This window comes from Microbacterium sp. NPDC089698 (genome assembly GCF_044749045.1).
Lineage (GTDB): Bacteria > Actinomycetota > Actinomycetes > Actinomycetales > Microbacteriaceae > Microbacterium.
In genome coordinates, this window is sequence record NZ_JBIVHE010000004.1 from 156,744 (window position 1) to 181,461 (window position 24,718).

Sequence of the window (24,718 nt, forward strand, 5' to 3'; positions counted from 1 at the left end):
ATTGACCTCAGCGCTAGTAATCATCCAATTACAACTGGAGCTTCCCATGACCGTTCCCTCGCCCGCCCCGGCCTCCCGCCGGAGCCGGTCCGCCCTGACGTCCCGGCGTTCGCGTCCGGTCGCGCTCGTCATCGCCGCGGCCTCTCTGCCGATGTTCATGGCGACCCTCGACAACCTCGTCATGACCAACGCCCTCCCCGTGCTGCACCGCGAGATGGGCGCCACGATCGAGCAGCTGCAGTGGTTCGTGAACGCCTACACGCTCGCCTTCGCCGGGGCGATCCTCGTCGCGTCCGCCCTCGGCGATCGCTTCGGGCGCCGCACCGTGTTCGCGCTCGGCATCGCCCTGTTCGGCGCGGGTTCGCTGTTCGCCGCGCTCAGCTCCGATCCGGGCCAGCTCATCGCCGCCCGCGCCGTGCAGGGACTGGGCGCGGCCGCCGTCATGCCGCTGTCGCTCGCGCTGCTCACCGGCGCAGTGCCGGCCGCACGGCGCCCCCTCGCGATCGGCATCTGGGGCGGCGTCTCCGGGCTCGGGGTCGCGGTCGGGCCGCTCATCGGCGGCGCGATCATGGAGGGCTGGAACTGGCAGGCGATCTTCTGGATCAACGTGCCCATCGCCGTCATCGCGATCCCCCTCGCCCTGATCGTGCTGAGCAACGACTTCGGCGCCCGGATGCGCATCGACGTGCCGGGCGCCGTGCTCGCGGCCGGCGGCGTGCTGGCCCTGGTCCACGCGATCGTGCGCGGCAACGACGACGGCTGGGACACGGTCGGCGTGATCGCCGAGCTCGCCCTGGGCGGCGCGCTCGTGATCGCCTTCCTGGTCTGGCAGCTGCGCTCGGCCGCGCCGCTCGTGCCGTTGCGGCTGTTCCGGGACCGGTCGTTCTCGCTCACGAACGTCGTCGGCTTCGCGTTCAGCTTCGGCACTTTCGGATCCGTGTTCATCCTGATCCAGTTCCTGCAGGTGGTGCAGGGGGCGACCCCGCTCGAGGCCGCCGTCCAGACCACGCCCTGGACGCTGGCGCCGATGTTCGTGGCGCCGCTCGCGGGTCTGATCGCTCCGCGCGTCGGCACACGGGTGCTGCTCGTCTCGGGCCTGCTGCTGCAGGGCGTGGCACTGGGCTGGCTGGCCGCTCTGCTCGCCACCGACGTGCCCTATGCCGACCTGGTCGCGCCCTTCGTCCTCGCTGGAATCGGCATGGGCCTCGTGTTCGCGCCCTCCGCGACGGCGCTGCTCGCCACGCTCGGGCTCGTCGACCACGCCAAGGCCTCGGGCGTGAACTCCACGCTCCGCGAGCTGGGCGTCGCCCTCGGCACCGCCGTGATGACGGCGATCTTCGTCGGCGCCGGCGGACAGCTGGTACCCGATCACTATGTCGACGCCGCCCGCCCCGCCGTGTTCACGGGCGCCGCGGTGCTGCTCGTCGCCTCCGTCATCGCGCTCTGGCTGCCGGCAGGGCGGGGCGGACATGCGGAGGGCGAGGCCCCTGTCGAGGCGGCGCCCGCCGAGGCGGAGCCCGTCGCCGCGTGAGGGACGACGAAGGCCCCGGATCCGCAGGGATCCGGGGCCTTCGCGTGCGGGAGGCTTCGACTCAGCGCCTGTAGTTCGGGGCCTCGACCACGATCTGCACGTCGTGCGGGTGCGACTCCTTGAGTCCGGCCGCGGTGATGCGGACGAACTTCCCGCGGGTCTTGAGCTCCTCGATCGTGCGCGCGCCGACGTAGAACATCGACTGGCGCAGGCCGCCGACGAGCTGGTACGCGACGGCCGACAGCGGGCCGCGGTAGGGCACCTGGCCCTCGATGCCCTCGGGGATGAGCTTGTCGTCGCTGGGCACATCGGCCTGGAAGTAGCGGTCCTTCGAATAGGACGTCTGCTTGCCGCGGGTCTGCATCGCTCCGAGCGAGCCCATCCCGCGGTACAGCTTGAATTGCTTGCCGCCCTGGAAGACGATCTCTCCCGGGGACTCCTCGGTGCCGGCGAGGAGCGAGCCGAGCATCACGGCGTCGGCGCCGGCGACGAGCGCCTTGGCGATGTCGCCCGAGTACTGCAGGCCGCCATCCGCGATCACCGGGATGCCGGCCGGACGCGCGGCGAGAGATGCCTCGTAGACGGCCGTCACCTGCGGGACGCCGACTCCGGCGACGATGCGCGTGGTGCAGATGGAGCCGGGGCCGACGCCGACCTTGACGGCGTCCACGCCGGCGTCGACGAGCGCCTGCGCACCCTCGCGGGTCGCGACGTTGCCGCCGATGATGTCGATGTGGGCGAAGGAGGGATCCGCCTTGAGCCGCTTGACGAGGTCGATCACGCCCTGCGACTGGCCGTTGGCGGTGTCGACGACGAGCACGTCCACGCCCTTGTCGCGCAGAGCCTCGGCCCGCTCCCAGGCGTCGCCGAAGAAGCCGATCGCGGCGCCCACCCGGAGGCGGCCCTGGTCGTCCTTCGTCGCGAGCGGGTACTTCTCGCTCTTGTCGAAGTCCTTGATGGTGATGAGGCCCGCGAGCTTGCCGTCGTCGTCGATGAGCGGGAGCTTCTCCACGCGGTGCTTGGCGAAGAGCGCGATGACCTGCTCGGCGGCGACGCCGACGGGAGCGGTCACGAGGTTCTCGCTCGTCATCACGTCGCGGGCGAGCGTGGTCTGCTTGGCGGATCCGGAGACGAAGCGCATGTCGCGGTTCGTGACGATGCCGACCAGGCGGCCGTCGGGATCGACCACGGGCAGGCCGGAGATCCGGTACTTCGCGCACATCGCGTCGACCTCGGCGATCGTCGCGTCGGGGGTCGTCGTGATCGGGTCCGTGATCATGCCGGACTCGCTGCGCTTGACGCGATCGACCTGCGCGGCCTGATCGGCGATCGACAGGTTGCGGTGCAGGATGCCGAGGCCGCCCTCGCGCGCCATGGCGATCGCCATGCGCGCCTCGGTCACGGTGTCCATGGCGCTGGAGAGCAGGGGCGTCGCGACGGAGATGCGGCGCGTCACGCGCGACGAGGTGTCCGCCTCGCTCGGGATCACATCCGTATGCCCCGGCAGAAGCAGAACGTCATCGTAGGTCAATCCGACAAAGCCGAACGGGTCGTGCTGCTCCATGGGTTGCGGGGCTCCTCTTCTCGCGCGCGTGTATCGATTCTAAGCGCCGCCCGGGGTGCGGTATTCCCAGGAACGGACCTCGTGGAGCGGACTCCCGGGGGAGCCCCTCCGTCAAGGTACGGGGATGGTGTCGGTGCCCGGGTCGGGCTCCGCGATCGCGCCGCGGTGCGCGCGCATCCTGCGAGAGACGAGCGCGAGGTCGATCAGGAACACGGCGATCGCGATCCAGACGATCCCGAACCCGATCCAGCGCTCGACCGGCATCGGCTCGTGCATCACGAGCACGCCCACGAGGAACTGCATGATCGGGGTGATGAACTGGATCATGCCGATCACGGTCAGCCCGATCCGGCGGGTGCCCGCGGCGAAGAGCAGCAGCGGCACGGCCGTGGCCACGCCGGCGAAGGCGAGCAGGCCCGCGTGCAGCGGTCCGTGGGCGCCCATCGTGATGCCCGTCGTGAGGCCGACCGCGATCAGCTGCACGACGGCGACCGGCAGCAGCCAGAACGACTCCAGGGTGAGACCGCTCAGGGCGTCGACCGAGGGGCCGATCTTCTTCTTCACGAGTCCGTAGATGCCGAAGGACGCGGTGAGCGACAGCGCGATCCAGGGGAAGGTGCCGTGGGCGAAGACGATCACCAGCACCGCGATCGTCGCGATCCCGATCGCGACCCACTGCAGGCGGCGCAGTCTCTCCTTCAGCACGAACACGCCGAGCAGCATCGTGCCGATCGGGTTGATGAAGTAGCCGAGGCTGGTCTCGACGATCTCGCCGTTCAGGGTCGCGAGGACGAAGACCTGCCAGTTGATGTAGATCAGCACGCCGGCGAGCGCGGTGAGGGCGAGCAGCCGCGGCTGCCGGACGATCGCCATCAGCGGCTTCCAGCCCCGGGTGACCGCCAGCAGGAGCAGGCAGAACACGAACGAGAGCGCGACCCGCCAGGCCACCAGCTCCCAGGGACCGGTGGGTGCGAGCAGCAGGAAGTACAGCGGCAGCACGCCCCACAGCAGATACGCGCCGATCGCGGAGGCGACGCCGACGGTCTGGGCGCTGCGCGGGGCTGTGGTCACCGGACAACCCTATTCCCGCGCGGGGCCATGCCGGCCTGCCGCCCACTATCTCCGCGTCGTCCCCCTGAGCGGAGCCCCCGGCCTCCGCTCAGGGGGACGACGCGGGATGGAGGGACGACGAAGGCCCGGATGCGAGGCATCCGGGCCTTGTGTCAGGGGACGATCCGCACGCAGCGGGGCACTCCCTGGAGAACTCGAAGGGAGCTCAGCGCACCACGACGGCGAGCACGTCGCGCGCCGACAGCACGAGGAACTCGTCGGCGCCGAACTTCACCTCGGTGCCGCCGTACTTGCTGTAGAGCACGCGGTCGCCGACGTTGACGTCGAGCGGGACGCGGTTGCCGTTGTCGTCGATGCGACCGGGGCCCACGGCCACGACCTCGCCCTCCTGGGGCTTCTCCTTGGCGGTGTCGGGGATGACCAGGCCACTCGCGGTGGTCTGCTCGGCCTCGACCTGCTTGATGACGATGCGGTCCTCGAGCGGCTTGATGGAAACCGACACGGTCTACCTCTTTCTGACGGTTCAAGACTGATTAGCACCCTCAGCCTGAGAGTGCTAACGACAGTCTAGGCACATCGCTGGCACTCCCGCAATCAGAGTGCCAGCCCGTGCGACACCCACAGGCCGGTTCCGGCGACGTCAACCCAGGCGTTGCGGGGTCGCGTCGGGGTGGGCTGCTCGGATCTCGCGGATCCGCGCGTCGTAGGTCGCGCGGTTGAGCGACGGGGCGCATGCGGGTCGGATCACGACGCCTGTCTTCGAATCCACCAGGTCGACCCCGGTGCGGTCGTCGATGATCGCACCACCTCTGGTCCGCCCCACCGCCGTGCGGTAGCCGGCGCGGTACTCCGCGTTCTGCCGCGCGTGCCCGAGGACCGAGCAGCCGAGGGTGAGCAGCATCCAGGCAGGCAGAAGGCACCAGAGTACGAACACGATGACCGGGCCGTCCGGAAGCCGACGCAGGATGAGGCCGGTCAGCATGACCACCATCATGAGCGGCGCCGCGGCGACGAGCATTCCCAGCGCGAGCCGGAACCACTGGAACGACGTCCGTCCAGGCAGGAGAGCGCGCGATGTCTCGGGCCGCCATGGCGCGGTGGCGGACGAGGCGACTGCGGATGGCGCCACCACGGACGATGGCGTTGCGGGCGTTGCCGCCGCAGGCGCTGTCACGTGCGCAACGGCCCCGCGCTCACGCACCCATCGGTCGAAACGATCGATTCGGCGCAGCGCTGCCCGGATCTCCAGGGGCGTGGCGTCGCTCACCGTCGGACGCAATGCTGCCAGAGCCGCGCCTTCCATGCGGAATCCGGTGCCGCGTGCCAGCACACCGCAGACCGTCGCCCCCAGGAGGACGAACGCCCCGAGGAACACCAGCGGCAGAACCGGGGAGAACCCCTGTCCTGTGCGATGGAATCTCGCGATGACGCCGATCAGCACCGCAAAGGTCGCGAAGGCGACAGGAACCAGCCCCCAGGCCCACATCCGCAGTCGTGCCCGCGCACGCCGCATCTTCGCGGCCTCCGGGCCGATCCGCCGCACCCACTCGTCCTCGACCACCGTGGTCATGCTCACCGGCTCCTCCGTCCGTGTCGGGCGGGGCCGCGACGTCGATAGCCTGGACCGCGTGGATATGAGCGAACTGCGAACGCTGCTGACGCCCGAGGCGCTGCGGATGCTCGACGCCCTCGGGCCCATCGCGTCCACGGATGCCGCCGCCCGCGCCGTCATGCGGCTGCGCGCCGAGGGGCACTCGCCCGAGTTCGTCTCCGCCGTGGTCGGCCAGGCGCGGCTTCGCACCAGGGCGACGGCGAAGTTCGGCGAGTTCGCGGAGCGGATGCTCTTCACCCGCGCCGGTCTCGAGCAGGCCACGCGGCTCGGCGTCGCGGCACGGCATGCCGGGCGGATGCGCGCGGCCGGGATCGCGCACGTCTCGGACCTCGGCTGCGGGATCGGCGGCGACGCGCTCGCCTTCGCCGGCGCGGGTCTCGGCGTGACGGCGGTCGATGCCGACGAGGTCACCGCGGCGCTGGCCGCGTACAACCTCGCCCCGTTCGGATCCGATGTCGAGGTGCGCCACGGGTTCGCGGAGGATCACGCACCCGACGCTCCGACCGCCTCGGTGTCCGGACCCGCGGCCGTCTGGCTGGATCCGGCCCGGCGCACGGCGGGGCACTCCGAGACCCGTCGCGTCGCCGCCGACGACTACTCCCCCTCGTTGGACTGGGCGTTCGCGCTCGCGGAGCGGATCCCCACCGGCATCAAGCTCGGCCCCGCGCACGACCGCGACACGATCCCCTCCGACGTCGAGGCGCAGTGGGTGAGCGCCGACGGCGACGTGGTCGAGCTCGTGCTGTGGTCGGGCGTGCTCGCACGCGAGGGCGTGCGGCGCGCGGCGCTCGTGATCCGCGACGACAGGGCGCACGAGCTGACCGCCCCCGACGACACCGAGGACGCAGAGGTGCGCGAGCTCGGCGCCTTCGTGCACGAGCCCGACGGCGCCGTGATCCGGGCGCGGCTGATCGGCGACCTGGCCCGCCGACTCGACGCGGGCATGCTGGATCCGCACATCGCGTACCTGACATCGGATGCCCCGGCCGACAGCCCCTTCGCGGCGTCGTTCCGCGTGCGCGAGGTCCTGCCGATGAATCCGAAGGCGATCTCGACGGCGCTGAAGAAGGCCGGGATCGGCCGGCTGGAGATCAAGAAGCGCGGCGTCGACGTGGATCCGGCGGCGTTCCGCAAGAAGCTCACGCTCCGCGGATCCGCGGAGGCGACCCTGATCCTCGTGCGGGTCGGGGATCGGCGCCACGCGATCCTCGCCGACCGGGTCTGAGCGCGGTCAGGCCGCCGGCTTGAGCCCGAACGGCGGCGTCGGCTGCGGATCCGGATTCGCGGTGATGACGAGGTAGGACGTGAACCCGGTCCAGTACTCGAGCCGGTAGGCGACGTGCTCGGCGGTCGCCGGCAGATCCAGGGCGAGGCTCGGCGGAGACTCGTCCGCGCCGAGACGGGACGGCGGGGAGCCGGCGAGCTGCTGGCCGCAGACCTTGTAGGTCTCCCCGTCCTCCACGACGAGGCAGAGATCACCCTGATCCCGATAGCCGATCCAGATGGGGATCCCGCTCATGCGCCCGGCGATCATCGTCGCCCTGAATCCGTTCTCGGACGTGACGCGCTTCCAGATCTCGGTCTCCTCGGGACTCAGCCCGGGGTCGGGGTTCACCGTGGAGGACCAGTGCTGGAGATACCCCATGGGCGCCCCCGCACCGCTCAGCGAGACCGCGCCCTGATCGCCGGTGACGACGCCGTCGGCCCCGGGCTTGCTCTGGCTCGACACATCGATCGGCCGGTCGCGGATCGCGCGTCGCGGCAGGCAGTTCTGCTGGGGAGGAGCCCCCGTGACATCGATGATCGCGCAGACGAGATCACCGCGGGACTGCGTCGCGTACCAGAGCAGCGCGTGATCGGAGCGGGCCAGCAGCGCGACGGATCCGGGGTCGAAGTCGGCGTGTGCCGCGACCTTGTCCCGTCTTTCCGCTTCACCCGACCGCAGCGCCAGTCCGGACTCCGGCGGTCGCGGGATCGCGACGCCGATCAGGACGCCGACGAGGAGCAGCGCGACCAGGCCGCCGATGAGGTAGCGAGGGCGCTTCCAGCGGCCGGTCGCGAGCCAGGCCGAGATCTCGGCACGGAGGCGGCCGATCGGCGTGCGCGGTGTCTTCTCGGGAGTCGCCGGACCCTCGGACGCCGAGTCGGCGACGGCGGACGGGGCGAGTCCGGGCGTCGAGGCCGCGACGGCGACGCCCGGCGTCATGGGCCGAGTCCCGTCGAGTGCCCCGGGGATCTGGGCGGGCTCGGGGATCGGGGCGACCGACCCCGGGAACAGGGCCGGCGCTTCGAGGCTCGCGCCCGGATCGGGCACCGGCTCCCGTCGGGCGGCGTCCTCGCGGCGCAGCTCCGTCAGACGCGCGGCCTCGGCCTCGCTCAGCCCGGATCCGTCCTTCCCGAAGGCCCGGCGCTCCAGCGCGCGCCGCTCCTCATCCCGTGCCGGATCCGTCATGCGGCTACCCGAACCAGCCGAACCGGTACCCGGCCCAGACGAGCCATCCCGCGCTGTAGAGGGTGGCCACGATCCCGAGCACGAGCGCCCAGACCGCGATGGCCCTGCTCTCCCCCGATCGGCGCAGCGACATGACGGACGCGATCACGGAGACGATCGCGACGGGGATCCCCCAGCCGACGAACAGCGAGGCGAACAGGGCGACGATCGCCGACAGCAGCGCCCACGGCGCGAGCCGCGGCTCGGCGGAGAGGCGCGCCGTGGTCTCGGTGCCGTCCGTGGGGTGCCACTCCTCATGCACCACCGCCGCACCGTCGCGGTCGAGCTCCAGCTCCTCGGGTTCCAGCCCGCCGTCCAGCTGCGGCCCGCTCTCCATGCCCACGGGCACGGGCGCCGTCGGCAGCCGCGTGTAGCGCTTCGGGTCCTTCCCGTCCGTGGCCGACATCATCCGGCCTCGGCGCCGGCCCCGAGGGGGACGTCCTCGGCGACCTGGATCTCGGTCACCGGCAGCGTCGAGTCGGCGCCGAACGCGAGCGTGGAGGGGCGCCGGCCGGAGGCGATGAGCTCGGCCGCGAGCCCGGCGATCATCGCGCCGTTGTCCGTGCACAGCGACAGGGGCGGGATCCGCACCGTGACCCCCGCCTCGGCCGCGCGGGCGAGCGCGACCTCGCGCAGCCGGCGGTTCGCGATGACGCCGCCGCCGAGCAGCAGCCGGGGAACGCCCCGGTCGACGCAGGCGGCGAGCGCCTTGGTCACGAGCACGTCGACCACGGCCTCGCGGAAGCTCGCGGCGACGTCGGCCACGGGGATCTCGGTGCCGGCGGCCTGCTCGCGCTCGATCCAGCGCGCGACGGCTGTCTTCAGCCCGGAGAACGAGAAGTCGTAGCGGTGCTTCTCCAGGTCCGAGGCACGCGACAGCCCGCGCGGGAACCGGATCGCCGCCGGATCGCCGCCCACGGCGGCCCTGTCGATCTCCGGCCCGCCGGGATACGGCAGGCCGAGGATCCGGGCGACCTTGTCGAAGGCCTCGCCCGCGGCGTCGTCGACGGTCTCGCCGAGCAGCTCGACATCGGTCGTGAGATCGCGCACGTGCAGGAGCGAGGTGTGCCCGCCCGAGACGAGCAGCGCGATCGTGGGGTACTCCAGAGGCACGGAGTCGGGCGTGAGGATGTCGGCCGCGATGTGACCGACGAGGTGGTTCACGGCGTAGAGGGGCTTGCCGAGCGAGACCGCCAGCCCCTTCGCGGCGCCGATGCCGACCATGAGCGCACCCGCAAGCCCCGGGCCGCTCGTCACGGCGACCGCGTCGAGGTCCTCGAGCCGCACCTGCGCTTCGGCGAGCGCCCGCTCGATGGCAGGTTGCATCTCCTCGAGGTGCGCACGGGCGGCGACCTCGGGCACGACGCCGCCGTAGCGTGCGTGCTCGTCCATGCTCGACGCGATCGTGTTGGACAGCAGAGTGCGTCCGCGGACGATCCCGATCCCGGTCTCGTCGCAGCTCGTCTCGATCCCGAGCACGAGAGGCTGGTCAGTCATCGGATCCCTTCACGTCTGCAGGATTCCCGTCGTCCGGCAGGGCGGATCCGGGCGGATCGTCCACGGAACCGGCTCCCGTCCCGCCGTCTCGCGCGGCCGCGTCGGCCGGCACCGGCCCCTGGATCGTCCACGCGGAGAGGTCCAGCCTCATGATCACGGCGTCCACGTCGTCGGGCTGGTAGTAGCCGGCACGGCGACCGATCTCGGCGAAGCCCTCCGAGAGGTAGAGCCCCTGAGCCACGGGGTTGTCCGCGCGCACCTCGAGGAACACCTCGCGGGCGCCCCGCTCGGCCGCTTCCGCGAGCAGCGCACGCAGCAGCGCCCTGCCCCGGCCGGATCCGCGATGCGCGGCGTCGAGGGCGATCGTCTGGATGTCGCCGTCGGCGGATCCGCGCAGCGCGCGGACGCCCCCGTAGCCGACGACGACCTCTGCGGCGCCGTGCCCGGTGGAGCCGTCGACCGGTTCCACGTCGACGAGGTAGCGGCCGTGCGGACTGGCGAGCTCCGCCGCCATCAGCTCCGCGCTCCACGCGTCGGTCGGGAAGGAGCGCCGTTCGATGAGCATGATCGCGTCGAGGTCGGCGGCCGTCGCCGCGCGGATCACGAGCCGACCTTCTTGGGCCCCGCGGGGACGCGCGCGTCCGGAGGGCGCAGGTAGAGCGGCTCGGATCCGGTGAGGGTGCGGCCGGCCGCGACGGCGCGGCGGGCGATGCGTGCGACGGCAGCGCCCGAGATCGCGGTGACCTCGATGCGGCGCAGCGCGCCGAGCTTGCGGTCCACGTCCGCCTGCGGGACGAGCACGGTGTCGACGACCGCATGCGGGATGCCGTCGACGTCGATGCCCTCATACACCGTCACCGCGGTCTCCCGGCGGCGGGCGTCGGTGAGGATCGCGAACGGCTCGGCAGGGGCATCGACCTCGATGACCTCCAGCGCCGCGGCGTGGTGGCTGGGAACGGCGATGACGGGGACCCCGCGGCCGAGGGCGAACGCGCGCGCGGCGGCGATCCCGATCCGCAGTCCGGTGAAGGGGCCCGGACCCATGCCGGAGGCGACGTGCGTGAGAGGATCCTCATCCGCGCCGGCGCCGCGGGCGGCGGCCAGGACCTGCTCCAGCAGGGATCCGATCGCCTCCGCGTGTCCGAGGCGGCCCGTCTGCGACACGTCGGCGAGGGTGCGTCCGTCCCGCCCGATCAGGCCGACGGCCGAGCCGAGTGAGGTGTCCACGCCGAGAATCACCCCTCCAGGTTAGCCGCCGTGGTCCCCGACCGGTCCCTGCGCGCGGCCCGCCGCGGATCCCGTGCGTCAGCGCGCCAGGGCGCCCGCCCGCTCCCAGCGGTCGCCGCCGCGGTCCTGGGCGAGGGTCGCGGCGTCGGCGGCGGCGGCGGAGAGCGCGTCGAGGTCGTAGTCCGACGCCGCGGCTCCCGCCCAGCCCACGCTCGCCGACACGCGCACCGACGCCCGGGGCCCGGTGTCCTCGATCTCGGAGACCTGCTGCAGCAGCGCCCGCAGCTCGCGCCGGACGGCCTCCTCCGTTCCAGGCAGAAGCGCCCGCACCTGCACGTCGGAGACCCGCTCGAGGTCGGCCGCGGCGGGCAGTGCGGCGAGCACGTGCGCGTGGAACGCGTCCACGATGCTGGCGAACACGGCGGTGCCGGAGGCCTCCTGCAGATCCGCCGGGTCGTCCAGCCGGATGTCGAGCAGCGACCAGGACGCATCCTGCTGCCGCTGCGCGCGGGCGAGGCGCCCCCGCAGCACGGTGCCGTCGCCCTCGGTGCGCCCGCCCCTGCCTCCGCCGCGCAGCAGCACCTCGCCACGGGCGAGCAGCACGATCGTGATGGCGGCGCACTGGCTGGTCAGCAGGATGCCGACGCCGTTGATATCGCGCAGCATGCGGAGCTCGTCCCCGGGAGCGGATCCGACGCCCGTGATCCCGGCGACGATGCCGAACATCGCGACCACGACGAAGGCGGACGAGATCAGCGCGAGCGGCAGCACGACGTCCCGGGCGCTGAGCCGCAGGCGGAACAGCTCCCAGGCCGAGAGCCCCGCGAAGACGGCCGCGGCGGAGAACACGATGCGGAAGACGGTCGGGTACGCGTCGGTCGTGCTGGTCGCGGTGAGCAGCGCAGGACCGATCGCCACGAACGCCACCGCGGCAGGCCAGAGCGGGCGCTTGCCTGCGTAATAGCGGATGCCGAGCCACAGCAGCGGCTCGAAGCTGACGATCAGGCCCGATGACAGCGCGCGCAGCGGCGCGCTGTCGAACTGGTTCGCGGCGACCCACACGTAGGTCGCGAGCATCGCGACGCCGAACCCGACCGACCAGGTGATGGTGGCCCTGCTGGGGCGCGGCATGAGGGCCAGCCCGAACACCAGCGCGGCGGACAGCGTCACCAGCGCGACGAGCGTCACGGAGGTGTTCACGGTGATGCCCACGGGGGCGGTGAGCGGGGTCATGCGTCGTTCCTCTCCGGGCGCCGCGGCAGGAGCACACGCATGCGCGTGCCCTCGCCGAGCCTGCTGCTGACGTCGATGTCGCCGTGATGGGCCGTCACGATGTCCCGCACGGCGACGAGGCCGAGCCCGGTCCCCGGGACGCCGCTGCGCTCGGCCCGCTCGCCGCGGAAGTACGGCTGGAAGAGCTGCGCCACGTCCGCGGGCGCCATGCCGGACCCGGAGTCCTCCACCACGACCTCCGCCCTGGCATCGTCGGCGACACCGAGCGAGATGAGGATGGATCCGCCGGCCGCGGTGTACTTGACGGCGTTGCTGAGCAGGTTGTCGATCACCTGGCGCAGCCGGAACGCATCGCCGTAGATGAGCAGCGTCGTCTCCCCGGCCACGTCGACCCGAAGCCGGTTCGCCGTCGCGGTGGGCAGGAAGGACGACACCGACGCCTGGACCAGGGCATGCAGGTCGACCGGCTCGGACAGCACGCGCGGGCGGGGTCGGGACACGTCCAGCGCCGTCGTGACCAGATCCTGCATGCGTTCGGCCGCACCGGCCACCACGCCCAGCTGGTCGGCGGCGCGGGCCGGCAGATCGTCGCGCTCGAGCAGCAGGTCGACGTGTCCGACGATCGCGGTGAGCGGATTGCGCAGCTCATGGGTGAGGATCGCCGACATCAGCCGCCGCTCCTCGGCCGCGGCGAGCCGGGCCGTGACGTCGTCGATCTTGACGAGGACGACGGCGCCCTGGTCGGCGTCGCTCGCGATCGGCTGCGTGTCGACCTCGAGCGCCCGCCACTCGCCGTCGACGCCGTACAGCCACACCCGCTCGCCGGAGAGGTGCTCGCTGCGCGCGGCCCGGGACAGCACGGTCCGCTCGACCGGGATGGGCTCCCCCTCCCGGTCGTCGTACTCCACCGCGAGCGCGGGCAGGGCGAGACCGTCGGCGTCCAGACCGTACAGGCGGCGGTAGGCGTCGTTCGCCTTCAGGATCGCGCCGTCCTCGCCGACCGCGGCGAGCGCCGTGTCCAGCGCGTCGATGATCTGGGTGACCCGCCGCTCGTGCGTCTCTGCCCGCCGCGCGACCCGGTCGATCTGCTCGGAGCGACGGCGCAGCAGACGACGGGAGGCGCGCGAGCGTCGCACCCCGATCCGGATCGTGGTGCCGAGGAACCCGAGTCCGAACGCCGTGATGAGCACGCGCAGCACCACGTCGGAGATCAGGCCGGTCTGGTTCGCGACGGTGAACAGGAAGGCCGTGATGAGCGCGATGCCGCCGAACACGGCGATCATCGAGTAATAGGTGGCGATCCACGTGATCGGGATCACCCAGAGGAACCCGAGGCGGATGTCCGGCGCCTGCGTCGTCAGGCCGATCGCGCAGATGTCGATCATCGGGACCACGAGTATGCCCGCCGGCGGGATGCGGTCCCACGGCAGCACCAGCACCACGGCCGTGGTCAGCACCGAGAGCGCGAGTCCGGCCGTGAAGAGCGGCGTGGCGAAGATGGTCGGTTTGAGGGCCGCCACGAGCACCGCGATCGCGACCGTGGTGCTGACGAAGATGAGCTGCCAACGCCAGATCGACGCCCTGCGGGACATGCCGATCCTCTCTCCTGTGCGGCGCCGGGCCGGGTGCGGACGCATCGCCGGAGCCCGCCCCGGCGCGGGTGGCTCAACGCTTCCGCAAGGTTATCCAAAGATGCGCCGAAGGCCCTTCAACGGATATATCGCGCCGCCTAGCATCGCAGGAACGAAGGTCCCCCACTGACCGGATCCCGCCCTCCTGCGCCGGATCCGCACGATGCCATCGACGGGCAGAAAGCGAGCGTGCTGCGATGACCGGCCCCGCTGCCTCCCCGTCCGACGGGCGCTCTCCCGCCTGGCGCGTGCTGGTGGGCCTGCTCGTCGCGCTCACCGTCGCGATCGGCATCATCGTGGTCCCGTGGTTCCTGCTCCGTGACGAGGCGGCACCCGGCGCGACCGCCGGCCCGCGCTGGTTCGGCGGGTACTTCGACGTCACGGCGGCGCACCCCGCTGCGACCCCCGTGCCCGGCGCGGACTCCGATGCGGTCGTGCTCGCGTTCGTCACGGCCGGCCCCGGTGGGGCATGCAGCCCCGCGTGGGGCGGCGTCTACTCGCTCACCGAGGCGAGCCGCGCCCTCGACATGGACCACCGGATCGCCCAGAAGCGCGCGGCGGGCGCCACCGTGACGGTGTCGTTCGGCGGCGCCAGGGGCACCGAGCTCGCGAGCGCCTGCGGCGCGGTCGGCGACCTGATCGGCGCCTACGCGAAGGTGCTCGAGCGCTACACGATCACGACCGTCGACTTCGATCTGGAGAACGCGGCGCTCGGCGATGTCGTCGCGGGGGATCGCCGCGCGGCGGCGATCGCGGGGCTGCAGTCGCGAGCACGGGCGAAGGGGTCGGAACTGTCCGTCTGGGTCACGCTCCCCTCGGACCAGGACGGGCTGGGCACCGACGGGCTGCGGACGATCCGCCAGCTGCTTCAGGCGGGCGTGCGGCTCTCCGGCGTCAACGCGATGACGATGGACTACGGCGTGCCGCTCGCAGACCGGTCGATGGCCGGCGCCGCGATCACGGCGCTCACCGCGGTGCACGATCAGCTCGGCCGGCTCTACGACGATCTGCACCTCGCCCTTCCCGCCGGAGGCGCCTGGGCGATCATGGGTGCGACGCCCATGATCGGGCAGAACGACGTGCGCGACGAGGTCTTCGCCCTCGACGACGCCGCGACGCTGAACGCCTTCGCCCAGAAGCAACGGCTCGCCCGCATGTCGATGTGGTCGCTCAACCGCGACCGCGCCTGCGGCGCCGACCGCCTCGACGTGCGCACGGCCTCCGACTCCTGCAGCGGGATCGCGCAGGGAGAGGCCGCCTTCGCCGCCGTGCTGGGCCGCGGCTTCGCGGCCGAGCCCACGCTCGCCGTCTCACCGGCACCGGCCGCATCCCTCGCGGGCGAGGCGGCATCGAGGTATGCGAGCCCGCCGGCACCGCCGCCGGCATCGACCCCCGCTCCGACCAGGGACCCGTAACCGGGACGGAGCGGGCGGCGCCTCGGGACAAGGCGCCACCCCGCTCCCGGGACCCTGCCCGGGAGCGGGACCGGATGCCGATTGGGGAATCGGTGCCGGTACGCGGAGGCCGGGTGCCGATCGGGATCGGCGCCCGGAACTCCCGCGGAGGCGCGGATCGAGTCCGCGCCGCACGGGCGATGAACGGATCGCCGTCGGGGCGCCGGGCGGGGGTTCGGCGCCCTGCCCGTCCGCCCGGTGGTCACGATCAGCGCGGGGCGGGAGCGCCGTCCGTGTGCGCGGTGAGGCGGTATCCCACGCCGCGCACGGTCTCGATGTAGCGCGGCTCGGCGGTGCTGTCCCCGATCTTGCGGCGGAGGTTCGCCATATGCGCCTCGATCGCGCGCTTGTCGGGCTCGCCCACGTAGGACGCGGATCCGAAGGCCTCCCCGCGCAGCACGAGCGCCAGATCCGCCTTGCTCCGCACCCGGCGCTTGGATTCGAGCAGGGTCGCGAGCAGATCGAACTCGGTCGGCGTCAGCTCGACCTCGCGCTGCGCCACGAGCACGGTGTGCGTGACCGCGTCGAGGCTGATGTCCCGGTGCGCATGCCACTGCCCGGCCGAGCCGATCGTCGGGAGCGCGGCCGTGGCCGAGGGATTGCGCGCGGGCGCGGGCTGCCCGGCGGACTCCGGTGCGACGGGCTCCGGTGCGGCGGCACCTGCGCCGTCCGCGGCGAGGGGCGCGGCGCCGGGCGACGCGGTGCCGGCCGGCTCCGTGCCGAAGGCGGGCCCCGTGCCGGCCGGGTGGGCGTTGCGCGGGCGACGGAGCAGCGCCTCGATGCGGGCGCGGAGCTCGCGAGGACGGAACGGCTTGACGAGGTACTCGTCGGCGCCGGAGGTGAGGCCCAGCACGACGTCGGACTCCTCGCCGAGCGCGGACAGCATGATGATGAACGTCGCGCTCACGGCGCGGATCCGCCGGGCGGCCTCGAAGCCGTCGATCCCGGGCAGGTTGATGTCGAGGGTCGTGATCACCGGCTCGTGCGCGGCGACCGCCGCGACGCCCTCGAGGCCCGTCCCGGCGAGCACCGTGCGGAAGCCCGCGGCGCGGAACACCTCATCGAGCAGCGAGCGGACGTCCGGATCGTCCTCGATGATGACCGCGGTCTTCCTATCGTCTTCGCTCATACTCTTCCCTGCGCTCCGGTCGTCAGCATCATATCGATATGCCCGCGACGCGATGTCGGGCCCGTCCGCCCCGCGGTGTCCCAGCGGGCCGGCTTCCCAGTGGGCCGTCGTCTCAGCGAGCCGTCGTCTCAGCGGGCCGTCGCACGGGCGATCGTGACGATGCGAGGGGCGTCGGCGTCGAGTTCCTCGGGCGAGAGGTCGTCGGCGCCCGCGCCGACCGGGCGCTCGAGCTCGATGTCCCACCAGGCGTCCGCGAGCTCCTCGGCCATGCCGCGCCCCCACTCGATCACGACCACGGATCCCGGCACGTCGACGTCGAGGTCGTCCAGCTCCGCGGCGGATCCGAGCCGGTACGCATCCATGTGCACGAGGGGGGCTCCCCCCACCAGCGAGGGGTGCGTGCGGGCGATCACGAAGGTCGGGCTCTGCACGGGCCCGCGCACGCCGAGGCCCTCGGCGAGGCCGCGCGTGAACGTGGTCTTCCCCGCACCGAGCGGGCCGGTGAGGATCAGGACATCCCCGGCGACCAGGTCGGATCCGATCCGGCGGCCGAGCTCCTCCATGGCCTCGGAGGTGCGGATCTCGTGTCGTCCGGCCAGGTCGTCGAGTGCGGTCACGACACGCTCCGACGGGGCACGCGCGGTCCGATCCTCGTCACGATCTCATAGTTGATGGTGCCGGCGGCCTCGCCCCACTCGGTGGCGGAGGGCAGGCCGAGCGTGGGGTCGCCGAACAGCACGGCCTCGTCGCCCACGGCGACCGGGTCGTCGCCGACGTCGACGAGGAACTGGTCCATCGCGATGCGCCCGGCGACCGTGTAGCGGCGGCCGCCGATCTGCACCGGGCCGCGGCTCGAGGCGCTGCGCGGCACGCCGTCCGCGTAGCCGAGCGGGATGAGCGCGAGCGTGGTCTCCGCGGCCGTGCGGTGCGTGTAGCCGTAGGACACGCCGGTGCCGGAGGGCACCCGGCGCACCGCGGCGACGGCGCCGCGCAGGGTCATCGCGGGGCGCAGACCGAGGTCGGCCGAGCTGCGGTCGTCGAAGGGGCTGAGCCCGTACAGCCCGATGCCGATCCGCACCGCGTCGAGCCGGGTCTGCGGCAGATCGATGGCCGCGGCGGTCGCGGCGATGTGCCTCACCTCGGGGACGATGCCGAGAGCGCCGGCCTCGGCGCACGCCGTCTCGAAGGCGGCGAGGGCGGCCAGGTCGTCCTCGGGCGAGGTGTTGGACACGTGGCTGAAGAGACCGGCGATGCGCAGGCGCCCGATCCGCTCGAGGCGCGCCGCCTCGGCCAGCACCCGCGCGCGGTCCCCCGGGGCGATGCCGTTGCGGCTCAGCCCCGTCTCGAACTTGAGGTGCACCCGGACCGGATCCGAGCCGCGGCTCGCCTCGGACGCGGCGAGCAGCTGCTCGAAGCTCGAGATGCCCAGATCGATGCCCGCCTCGGCCGCGTCGTCGAACCGCCGTCCGGGCGCGTGCAGCCAGGCCAGGATCCGCGCGTTGACGCCGGCCCGGCGCAGCTCGAGGCCCTCCTCGACGGTCGCGACGCCGAGACTGGTCGCCCCGCCCGCGAGCGCGGCGACGGCCGCCGCTGCGGCGCCGTGCCCGTACGCGTTCGCCTTCACGACGCCGATCACGTCGACGCCGGTGAGCCGGCGCAGATGCCGGGTGTTGTCGCTGATCGCGTCGAGATCGATCGTCACCTCGCGGAACGGCGCGGTCATGCCTGCCCCTCCCCCGCGGCGCGGTGCCGCCCCGGCGGATCCTGTCGAGGCCCCCCTGCAGGATCCACGCCCCCGCTGGGGTGCGCAACTGCGAGGGGGTCTCGGTGCTCAGAGGGGGCGTCGGCGGATCCGCGCGTCCTGAACCCGGCGACCGCCTCGCGAGCGTCCGCCTCGCGAGCGTCCGTCACGCGGGACTCCGCCACCACGTACGCGGAGGCGAGGCCGGCGTCGTGCGTGAGGGAGAGGTGCAGCGTGGTGATGCCGCGCTCGGCCACGGCGGCGGCGGTGCTGCCGCTCAGCACGAAGTACGGCCGGCCCGAGGGCTCGGACGCGATCTCGATCTCGGTCCAGTGCACCCCGTCGGATCCGCCCAGCGCCTTGATCAGCGCCTCCTTCGCGGCGTACCTCGCGGCGAGCGACGGCAGCCGCAGTCCCTGCTCCGAGGGTGCGAACAGCCGCTGCATGAGCCGTGGGGTGCGGGCGACGGTCCGCTCGAATCTCGGGATGTCCACGAGGTCGATGCCGGTGCCGATGATCACCGATTCAGCCTACCGGGCAGGATCCGCGCGACCTGGATCCGCCGGCGGTCCACCCCGGCGCGCGTGGACCGCTCCGAACGCACCGGATCCCGCCGATTGCACGGTCGCGTCACGTCGACGACCCGTGCACTCGACAAGCACCCGTGCGCTCGACGCGGACGGACGGCGACGAAGCGAACCCAGGAGAGCCCGCGCTCACTCCACCGTGACGGACTTCGCCAGGTTACGCGGCTGGTCCACGTCGAGGCCCTTCGCCGTGGCGAGCGCCATGGCGAAGATCTGCAGCGGGACGACCGCGAGGATCGGCTCGAACAGGGCGCCCGCGAGCGGGATGCGGATGACCTCGTCGGCGAACGGCAGCACGGCCGCGTCGCCCTCCTCGGCGATCACGATCACGCGGGCGCCGCGCGCGCGGATCTCCTGGATGTTCGAGACGACCTTCGCGTGCAGCAGCGCGGAGTGCCGCGGCGAGGGCACGAGCACGAACACCGGCTGACCGGGCTCGATCAGGGCGATCGGGCCGTGCTTGAGCTCTCCGGCGGCGAAGCCCTCGGCGTGGATGTAGGAGATCTCCTTGAGCTTGAGCGCACCCTCGAGCGCGATCGGGTAGCCCACATGACGGCCGAGGAACAGCACGGATCGCGTGTCCGCCATCCAGCCGGCGAGCTGCGTGACGTGCGCCTGCTCCTCAGCGAGAACCTCGGCGATCTTCGCCGGCAGCGCGTCGAGCTCCGCCACGGCGGCGGCTCCGTCGGCCGCGGAGAGCGTCTCGCGCACCCGGCCCGCGTGCAGGCCGAGCAGCAGCAGCGCCGTGATCTGCGCGACGAACGCCTTGGTCGACGCGACTGCGACCTCGGGGCCGGCGTGCGTGTAGACGACCGCGTCGGACTCGCGCGGGATCGTCGCGCCCTGCGTGTTGCAGATCGACAGGGTGCGTGCTCCGCGCTCGCGGGCGTACTTGACGGCCATGAGTGTGTCCATGGTCTCGCCGGACTGGCTGATCGACACGACCAGCGTGTTCTCGCCGATCACCGGGTCGCGGTAGCGGAACTCGTGCGCGAGCTCCACGTCGACCGGCACGCGCGCCCACTGCTCGAGCGCGTACTTGCCGACCATGCCCGCATAGGACGCGGTGCCGCAGGCGGTGATGATGATGCGGTCGACGCCGCGGAACAGATCATCGGATCCGTCCAGCTCCGGGATGACGACCGCACCGTCCCGCACGCGTCCGCGGATCGTGTTCGCGACGGCGTCGGGCTCCTCGGCGACCTCCTTGGCCATGAAGCTCGGCCAGCCGCCCTTCTCGGCGGAGGTGGCGTCCCAGGAGACCTCGAACGGCTCCGGCGTGACGGCCGTACCGTCGAAGTCGGTCACGGTGACCTCGGCGGGCGTGATCGCGACGATCTGGTCCTGGCCGATCGCGAGCGCGCGGCGGGTGTGCTCCACGAAGGCGGCGACGTCGGATCCGAGGAAGTTCTCCCCGTCGCCGAGGCCGATCACGAGCGGCGAGTTGCGGCGCGCGGCGACGACGAGGCCCGGCTCGTCCTGGTGCACCGCGAGCAGCGTGAAGGCGCCCTCGAGACGGTTCACGACGACACGGAACGCCTCCTTCAGGTCGCCCGTGCGGCGGTACTCGCGGCCGACGAGGGCCGCGGCGACCTCGGTGTCGGTCTCGCTGCGGAACGTCACGCCTTCGGCCTCGAGCTCGGCGCGGAGGGCGGAGAAGTTCTCGATGATGCCGTTGTGGATGAGCGCCAGCTTGTCGTCGTCGGCGAGATGCGGATGCGCGTTCGCGTCGGTCGGGCCGCCGTGCGTCGCCCAGCGCGTGTGCCCGATCCCGGTGCTGCCGTCGGCGAGCGCGGCGTCGGCCAGCGAGTCGCGCAGCATCTGCAGCTTGCCCGCCTTCTTGCGCAGCCCGAGGGATCCGGTCTCGTCGATCACGGCGATGCCGGCCGAGTCGTACCCGCGGTACTCGAGGCGGGCGAGGCCCGCGAGCAGGATGTCCTGGCTGGGGCGCGGCCCCACGTATCCGACGATTCCACACATAGGTTCCAGGGTACGGTCGCGATTTTGCGCGGATTCCGTACGAATCGAGGACGCCCGTGATCGAGGCGATCCCGCCGAGCTCAGGCGCGGCCCGCCCTGCGCACGATGCGCGGCGACGGCAGCCCCGACCGGGCGAAGGCGCGACGCAGCCCTGCGGCGTCCGGGAATCCGGAGTGCGCCGCGATCTCGGCGATGCCGAGCGGTGCGTAGTCGGCGTCGCTCATGAGCTCACGGGCGAGCTCCACGCGGATCCCGCGCAGCTCCTCCGCGGGTGCGCTGCCCTCGGCCGCGAACAGCCGCTGCAGCTGCCGCACGGACATGTGCATGTCGCGCGCGAGCGCCGCGACGCCGAAGTCCCGTTCCGCCCGTCGTGCGCGCATGATCGAGCGCGCCCGGTCTATCCGCGCCGCCTCGTCGTCGTGGAGGACGTGGGGTGCGGCCTCGATCAGCACCCCGAACACCATCTCCGCCAGCAGACGCTCCACGAGCCGATCCGTGATCACGGTCGGCTCGGTGTCCTGCGTGAGCAGCGAGGACAGGAACGCCTGCAGGCCGAGACCCAGCGGACTCGGCGCGATCACCTCGCCCGTGCCGGGAAGCACGGGCTCGATCTCGGAGATCGCGGACCACGGCACCCACAGCCCCATCACGGAGCCGGAGCCGATCGCGGTCACCTTGGTGTCGTGATGCGGGCGGAGGAAGCACAGGGATCCGGGAGGGGCCAGCTGCCGCGCGCCGTCGTCGCGGGAGATCCCGAGGGGGATCTCGGCGATGAGCATCACAGCGCTCTCGTCGCCGTCGGCCGGCCTCGCCGGCCACCACCATTCCGCCCCCGCCTGCAGCGTGTGCCCGGTCGCCAGCACGCCGTGGAAGCGTCGCGCGACGTCGAGCTGCTCCTGTCGCATTCCCCGCGGCAGCATCGTCGCGCGGGTGTCCACCACGATCCCCATCGGAGACCTCCCCACAAGGTCCCGCGGGTGCGGCTCCCCAGCCGCAGGAACCCGCGTTCGCCGTCACTCTACGCCTGTCGCGGCCTTCGGGGCGATCGCATAGGGATCGCAGGAGAGGTTTTCGCGCAAGCCCTGTGGGCGCCGTCCGTCCTCCGGCTCAGGGCCCGGGCGGCCGCTCGCCGTGCAGGCTCTCGTAGATGTCCTCCACGAACTCCGCGACCTGCGGAGCGCCGGCCACCGGACCGCCCGCCAGCAGACCGTCGGCGCCGAGCAGGACCGCGCTGGGCGTCATCCAGGCGTCGGCGAACGTCGCGCCCACATACTTGCTCGGATCGTGCAGCGTCTGCGGCTCCTCCGCCGAGGTGAGCGTGCTGCCCTCGGGGTCGCTGCGCAGCAGGAAGCGCACGGACACCTCCGGCAGCAGCGCCCGGTACCGTTCGATGCTCTCGATCACGGGGGTGCACGACCCGCAGCCCTCGGAGACGGCGAGGAGCAGCACGGGCTCGCGTGCCGAGAGCTCCCGGAGCGTCACGGTCGTGCCGTCCCCGAGCTGCACCGGAACCGCGGGGGTGCGCATGCGGATGTAGTCCTCCGGCTCGCCCTCGGATCCGATCGCCGCCGGCGCCGCCGCGCCGGGGCCGCTCATCGCCTCCGCGGATCCGGAACCCCTCTCCTGGGCGAGCACGAACGTCGCGGCGACCGCCGCGAGCGCCAGCGTCCACGGCCACAGCGCGACGGCGAGCAGGGCCACACCGCCCCACAGCGGCTGGGCGCCGATCGTGACCGCGGACACCACCGCCAGCAGCACGAGCCAGGCGTTGCGCAGCACGGTGCGGCCCGTGATCGGGCGGCGCTCTCCGAAGCAGGCGCACGAGGCGTCCGGCGTCTGCCGCCGCGCGCGCCACACCATCGCGAGATAGGCCGCGAAGAGGAGCACCGCCACGACGGCCGCGGCGATCCCGAGCGCCCCGCCGAGCAGCAGCAGCGCGGCCGCGAGCACGAGCTCGCCGATCGGGTGCAGCCGGATCAGCCAGTCCCGGCGCAGTCCGGCGGGGACGCCCATGGCCTCCCAGCCGGCGGCGTCGTCCGGGGTGCGGAGCTTGGCGACGCCGCTGACGATGAGCACCCCGACGAGAATGAGGGTCGACGTCTCGGCCGCGGCCGGGAGCAGGAAGGCGGAAGAAGCAGTCCCCATGGAGTCAGTATCCCAGTCGCCTGCGGCCTCGGGGCGCGCCCGGGACCGTTCCGGTCAGAGCTTGCGCAGCAGCACGGATTCCACGGCGTGCGAGGCGCCCTTGTTCAGCACGAGCGTCGCGCGGTGCTTCGTCGGCATCACGTTCTCGATGAGGTTCGGCAGGTTGATCTCGTTCCAGTACCCCATCGCCGTGGTGACCGCCTCCTCGTCGGTGAGGTGCGCGAAGACGTTGAAGTAGGACGAGGGATTCGTGAACGCCCCCTGCCTCAGGGCGAGGAAGCGGTCCACGTACCACTGCGCGATGTGGTCGAGCTCGGCGTCGACGAAGATCGAGAAGTCGAAGAGGTCGCTCACGGCGACGTCGTTGGGGGCGGGCGGCGGCTGCAGGACGTTCAGGCCCTCGACGATCACGACGTCCGGGCGGCGCACCACGACGTGCGCATCGGGCACGATGTCGTAGCGGATGTGCGAATAGAACGGGGCGCGCACCTCGTCGGCACCGCTCTTCACCTTCGTGAGGAAGTCGATCAGCGCACGGCGGTCGTAGGATTCCGGGAACCCCTTGCGGTCCATGATCCCGCGCCGCTCGAGCTCGGCGTTGGGATAGAGGAAGCCGTCCGTGGTGACCAGCTCGACGCGCGGCGTGCCGGGCCAGCGGCTCATGAGCTCGCGCAGCAGGCGGGCGATCGTCGACTTGCCGACCGCGACGGACCCGGCGACGCCCACGATGAACGGCGTGGTGTCATCGGCTTCGCCGAGGAACTGATTGGTGGCCTCGCCGAGGCGCTTGGTCGAGGTCGCGTACAGGCTCAGCAGCCGGCTCAGCGGCAGGTAGACCTCTTTGACCTCGGTGGGGTCCAGCCGGTCGCCGATGCCGCGGATCTCGACGACCTCGGTCTCGCTGAGCGGCTGATCGAGGTCGGCGGCGAGGCGCGCCCAGTCCGCACGGTCGATGCGACGGTACGGCGACAGCGGCGCGAGAGTGTCGGAGCTCACGCGCTCCATCGTATCGGCGCGCCGACCGGCGATCCGCGACGTCCTCGATTTCCCGAGCCGAACGAGCCGCTGATCGGATCGCGACCACCGTGGATCACGGGGCGACTCCGGCGCCACCCGGACGTCCGCGCGCCGCCAATCTGACGCTAGCAACTGCAGACCTGACCCGCCATCCCCCAGCGCGTCCGGTCTCCCTGGGAGGGGCCCTCTCCCGGAGAAGTTCCGCATCACGACACCGGAGAAATGCATGGAAGACACCACCTCGTCCCCGTCCCGCAGCGTCAGCCGCCGCGCCCTCGTGAAGGGCGCCGCATGGTCGGTCCCCGTGATCGCCGTCGCCGCCGCCACCCCCCTCGCCGCGGCCTCGACCGCCACCAACGTCGGCAACTTCGCCCTCAACGGCACCTGTGGCGTCCTCGGTGTCCTGGGCCCCGGCTTCACCCTCACCGCAGGCAACGTGGCGCTCCCGGTCGGCACGATCATCAACATCACCGGTTCGGGAATCGCGAACATCGGCGTCTTCTCGGTCACCGGCGGCACCGCGACCGTCAACGTTCTTTCGCCGACCTCGCGTCAGATCACCCTGACGGCTCCGCTCGCCGCGGGCGCCACGATCGACTTCCGCACGACGCTGTCGATCTCGGTCGCGTTCCAGCTCGCCGCCTCCACCACGCTCCCCACCGGCTTCGTCGCCGGCAGCGGCGCCAAGCAGAGCGGTGGCGTCAACGCCACGCTCATCCTCTGCAGCGCCAGCTGAGCGGACCCACGCCGTCGGCTTCTGCCGGCGAAGGGGGCCGGGTCTCGTACCCGGCCCCCTTCTTCGTGCGGT

The 24,718-nt window shown here is 72.3% G+C and carries 22 protein-coding genes and 1 pseudogene; 4 read left to right on the plus strand and 19 right to left on the minus strand.

Annotated elements, in window-relative coordinates; translation table 11 throughout:
- Positions 1–46: 46 nt before the first annotated feature.
- Positions 47–1,531, plus strand: coding sequence for a DHA2 family efflux MFS transporter permease subunit (locus ACIPY5_RS12690; RefSeq protein WP_400971286.1), 1,485 nt, complete (start codon positions 47–49; stop codon positions 1,529–1,531).
- 61 nt (positions 1,532–1,592) lie between these two features.
- Here the strand turns inward: ACIPY5_RS12690 and guaB are convergent, their stop codons facing one another.
- The 4 genes from guaB to ACIPY5_RS12710 all read right to left on the minus strand — a co-directional run bounded on the left by guaB (position 1,593) and on the right by ACIPY5_RS12710 (position 5,736).
- Complete coding sequence (guaB, locus tag ACIPY5_RS12695; RefSeq protein ID WP_309338135.1) at positions 1,593–3,095, minus strand: IMP dehydrogenase; 1,503 nt, start codon at positions 3,093–3,095, stop codon at positions 1,593–1,595.
- Positions 3,096–3,206: 111 nt separating this feature from the next.
- Positions 3,207–4,166 carry an EamA family transporter RarD gene (gene rarD / locus ACIPY5_RS12700; protein WP_400971290.1) on the minus strand — a complete coding sequence of 320 codons (960 nt, stop codon included), beginning with the start codon at positions 4,164–4,166 and terminating at the stop codon, positions 3,207–3,209.
- A gap of 205 nt (positions 4,167–4,371) precedes the next feature.
- A complete protein-coding gene (gene groES / locus ACIPY5_RS12705) occupies positions 4,372–4,668 on the minus strand; it encodes a co-chaperone GroES (protein WP_292720108.1) in 297 nt (98 codons plus the stop codon).
- 138 nt (positions 4,669–4,806) lie between these two features.
- Positions 4,807–5,736, minus strand: a complete 930-nt coding sequence (locus ACIPY5_RS12710; RefSeq protein ID WP_400971294.1) for a hypothetical protein — start codon at positions 5,734–5,736, stop codon at positions 4,807–4,809.
- Between the two features lie 58 nt (positions 5,737–5,794).
- Between ACIPY5_RS12710 and ACIPY5_RS12715 the strand changes: the two genes are divergently transcribed.
- On the plus strand, positions 5,795–7,003 hold the full coding sequence (locus ACIPY5_RS12715) for an SAM-dependent methyltransferase (protein ID WP_400971297.1): 1,209 nt from the start codon (positions 5,795–5,797) through the stop codon (positions 7,001–7,003).
- A 6-nt stretch (positions 7,004–7,009) separates the two neighbouring features.
- On the opposite strand, the gene ACIPY5_RS12720 is transcribed toward ACIPY5_RS12715, so the two are convergent.
- From ACIPY5_RS12720 to ACIPY5_RS12750, 7 genes are all read right to left on the minus strand, one after another.
- On the minus strand, positions 7,010–8,230 hold the full coding sequence (locus tag ACIPY5_RS12720; protein WP_400971299.1) for a hypothetical protein: 1,221 nt from the start codon (positions 8,228–8,230) through the stop codon (positions 7,010–7,012).
- 4 nt (positions 8,231–8,234) lie between these two features.
- Positions 8,235–8,675, minus strand: a complete 441-nt coding sequence (locus ACIPY5_RS12725; protein WP_400971301.1) for a hypothetical protein — start codon at positions 8,673–8,675, stop codon at positions 8,235–8,237.
- A complete protein-coding gene (gene tsaD, locus ACIPY5_RS12730; RefSeq protein ID WP_400971303.1) occupies positions 8,675–9,766 on the minus strand; it encodes a tRNA (adenosine(37)-N6)-threonylcarbamoyltransferase complex transferase subunit TsaD in 1,092 nt (363 codons plus the stop codon). Before tsaD ends, ACIPY5_RS12725 begins: the two co-directional genes overlap by 1 nt.
- Complete coding sequence (rimI, locus tag ACIPY5_RS12735) at positions 9,759–10,370, minus strand: ribosomal protein S18-alanine N-acetyltransferase (protein WP_400971305.1); 612 nt, start codon at positions 10,368–10,370, stop codon at positions 9,759–9,761. The genes tsaD and rimI overlap by 8 nt, the downstream gene beginning before the upstream one ends.
- Complete coding sequence (tsaB, locus tag ACIPY5_RS12740) at positions 10,367–11,005, minus strand: tRNA (adenosine(37)-N6)-threonylcarbamoyltransferase complex dimerization subunit type 1 TsaB (RefSeq protein WP_400971306.1); 639 nt, start codon at positions 11,003–11,005, stop codon at positions 10,367–10,369. Before tsaB ends, rimI begins: the two co-directional genes overlap by 4 nt.
- A 66-nt stretch (positions 11,006–11,071) precedes the next feature.
- A complete protein-coding gene (locus ACIPY5_RS12745) occupies positions 11,072–12,226 on the minus strand; it encodes a hypothetical protein (protein ID WP_400971307.1) in 1,155 nt (384 codons plus the stop codon).
- Positions 12,223–13,818, minus strand: a complete 1,596-nt coding sequence (locus tag ACIPY5_RS12750) for an ATP-binding protein (protein WP_400971308.1) — start codon at positions 13,816–13,818, stop codon at positions 12,223–12,225. The genes ACIPY5_RS12745 and ACIPY5_RS12750 overlap by 4 nt, the downstream gene beginning before the upstream one ends.
- Before the next feature lie 236 nt (positions 13,819–14,054).
- On the opposite strand from ACIPY5_RS12750, the gene ACIPY5_RS12755 reads away from it, so the two are divergent.
- On the plus strand, positions 14,055–15,272 hold the full coding sequence (locus ACIPY5_RS12755; protein ID WP_400971309.1) for a chitinase: 1,218 nt from the start codon (positions 14,055–14,057) through the stop codon (positions 15,270–15,272).
- A 247-nt stretch (positions 15,273–15,519) separates the two neighbouring features.
- Here ACIPY5_RS12755 and ACIPY5_RS12760 read toward each other — a convergent pair whose 3' ends face one another.
- From ACIPY5_RS12760 to coaA, 8 genes and pseudogenes are all read right to left on the minus strand, one after another.
- A complete protein-coding gene (locus tag ACIPY5_RS12760) occupies positions 15,520–16,440 on the minus strand; it encodes a response regulator transcription factor (RefSeq protein ID WP_400971310.1) in 921 nt (306 codons plus the stop codon).
- 128 nt (positions 16,441–16,568) lie between these two features.
- The gene (tsaE, locus tag ACIPY5_RS12765; RefSeq protein ID WP_400971612.1) at positions 16,569–17,003 is read right to left on the minus strand and encodes a tRNA (adenosine(37)-N6)-threonylcarbamoyltransferase complex ATPase subunit type 1 TsaE; all 435 of its coding nucleotides are present in this window, start codon (positions 17,001–17,003) and stop codon (positions 16,569–16,571) included.
- Between the two features lie 50 nt (positions 17,004–17,053).
- The gene (gene alr / locus ACIPY5_RS12770) at positions 17,054–18,163 is read right to left on the minus strand and encodes an alanine racemase (RefSeq protein ID WP_400971311.1); all 1,110 of its coding nucleotides are present in this window, start codon (positions 18,161–18,163) and stop codon (positions 17,054–17,056) included.
- Positions 18,164–18,354: 191 nt separating this feature from the next.
- Positions 18,355–18,702, minus strand: a pseudogene (locus ACIPY5_RS12775) (holo-ACP synthase); the annotation flags it as partial.
- Between the two features lie 195 nt (positions 18,703–18,897).
- Positions 18,898–20,748 carry a glutamine--fructose-6-phosphate transaminase (isomerizing) gene (gene glmS, locus ACIPY5_RS12780; RefSeq protein ID WP_400971312.1) on the minus strand — a complete coding sequence of 617 codons (1,851 nt, stop codon included), beginning with the start codon at positions 20,746–20,748 and terminating at the stop codon, positions 18,898–18,900.
- An 80-nt stretch (positions 20,749–20,828) separates the two neighbouring features.
- Positions 20,829–21,698, minus strand: a complete 870-nt coding sequence (locus ACIPY5_RS12785) for a helix-turn-helix domain-containing protein (protein ID WP_400971313.1) — start codon at positions 21,696–21,698, stop codon at positions 20,829–20,831.
- A 157-nt stretch (positions 21,699–21,855) separates the two neighbouring features.
- Complete coding sequence (locus ACIPY5_RS12790; protein WP_400971315.1) at positions 21,856–22,893, minus strand: MauE/DoxX family redox-associated membrane protein; 1,038 nt, start codon at positions 22,891–22,893, stop codon at positions 21,856–21,858.
- Between the two features lie 54 nt (positions 22,894–22,947).
- On the minus strand, positions 22,948–23,889 hold the full coding sequence (coaA, locus tag ACIPY5_RS12795) for a type I pantothenate kinase (RefSeq protein ID WP_309357182.1): 942 nt from the start codon (positions 23,887–23,889) through the stop codon (positions 22,948–22,950).
- 247 nt (positions 23,890–24,136) lie between these two features.
- Between coaA and ACIPY5_RS12800 the strand changes: the two genes are divergently transcribed.
- Positions 24,137–24,646, plus strand: a complete 510-nt coding sequence (locus ACIPY5_RS12800) for a hypothetical protein (RefSeq protein ID WP_400971317.1) — start codon at positions 24,137–24,139, stop codon at positions 24,644–24,646.
- The last annotated feature ends 72 nt before the right edge of the window (positions 24,647–24,718 follow it).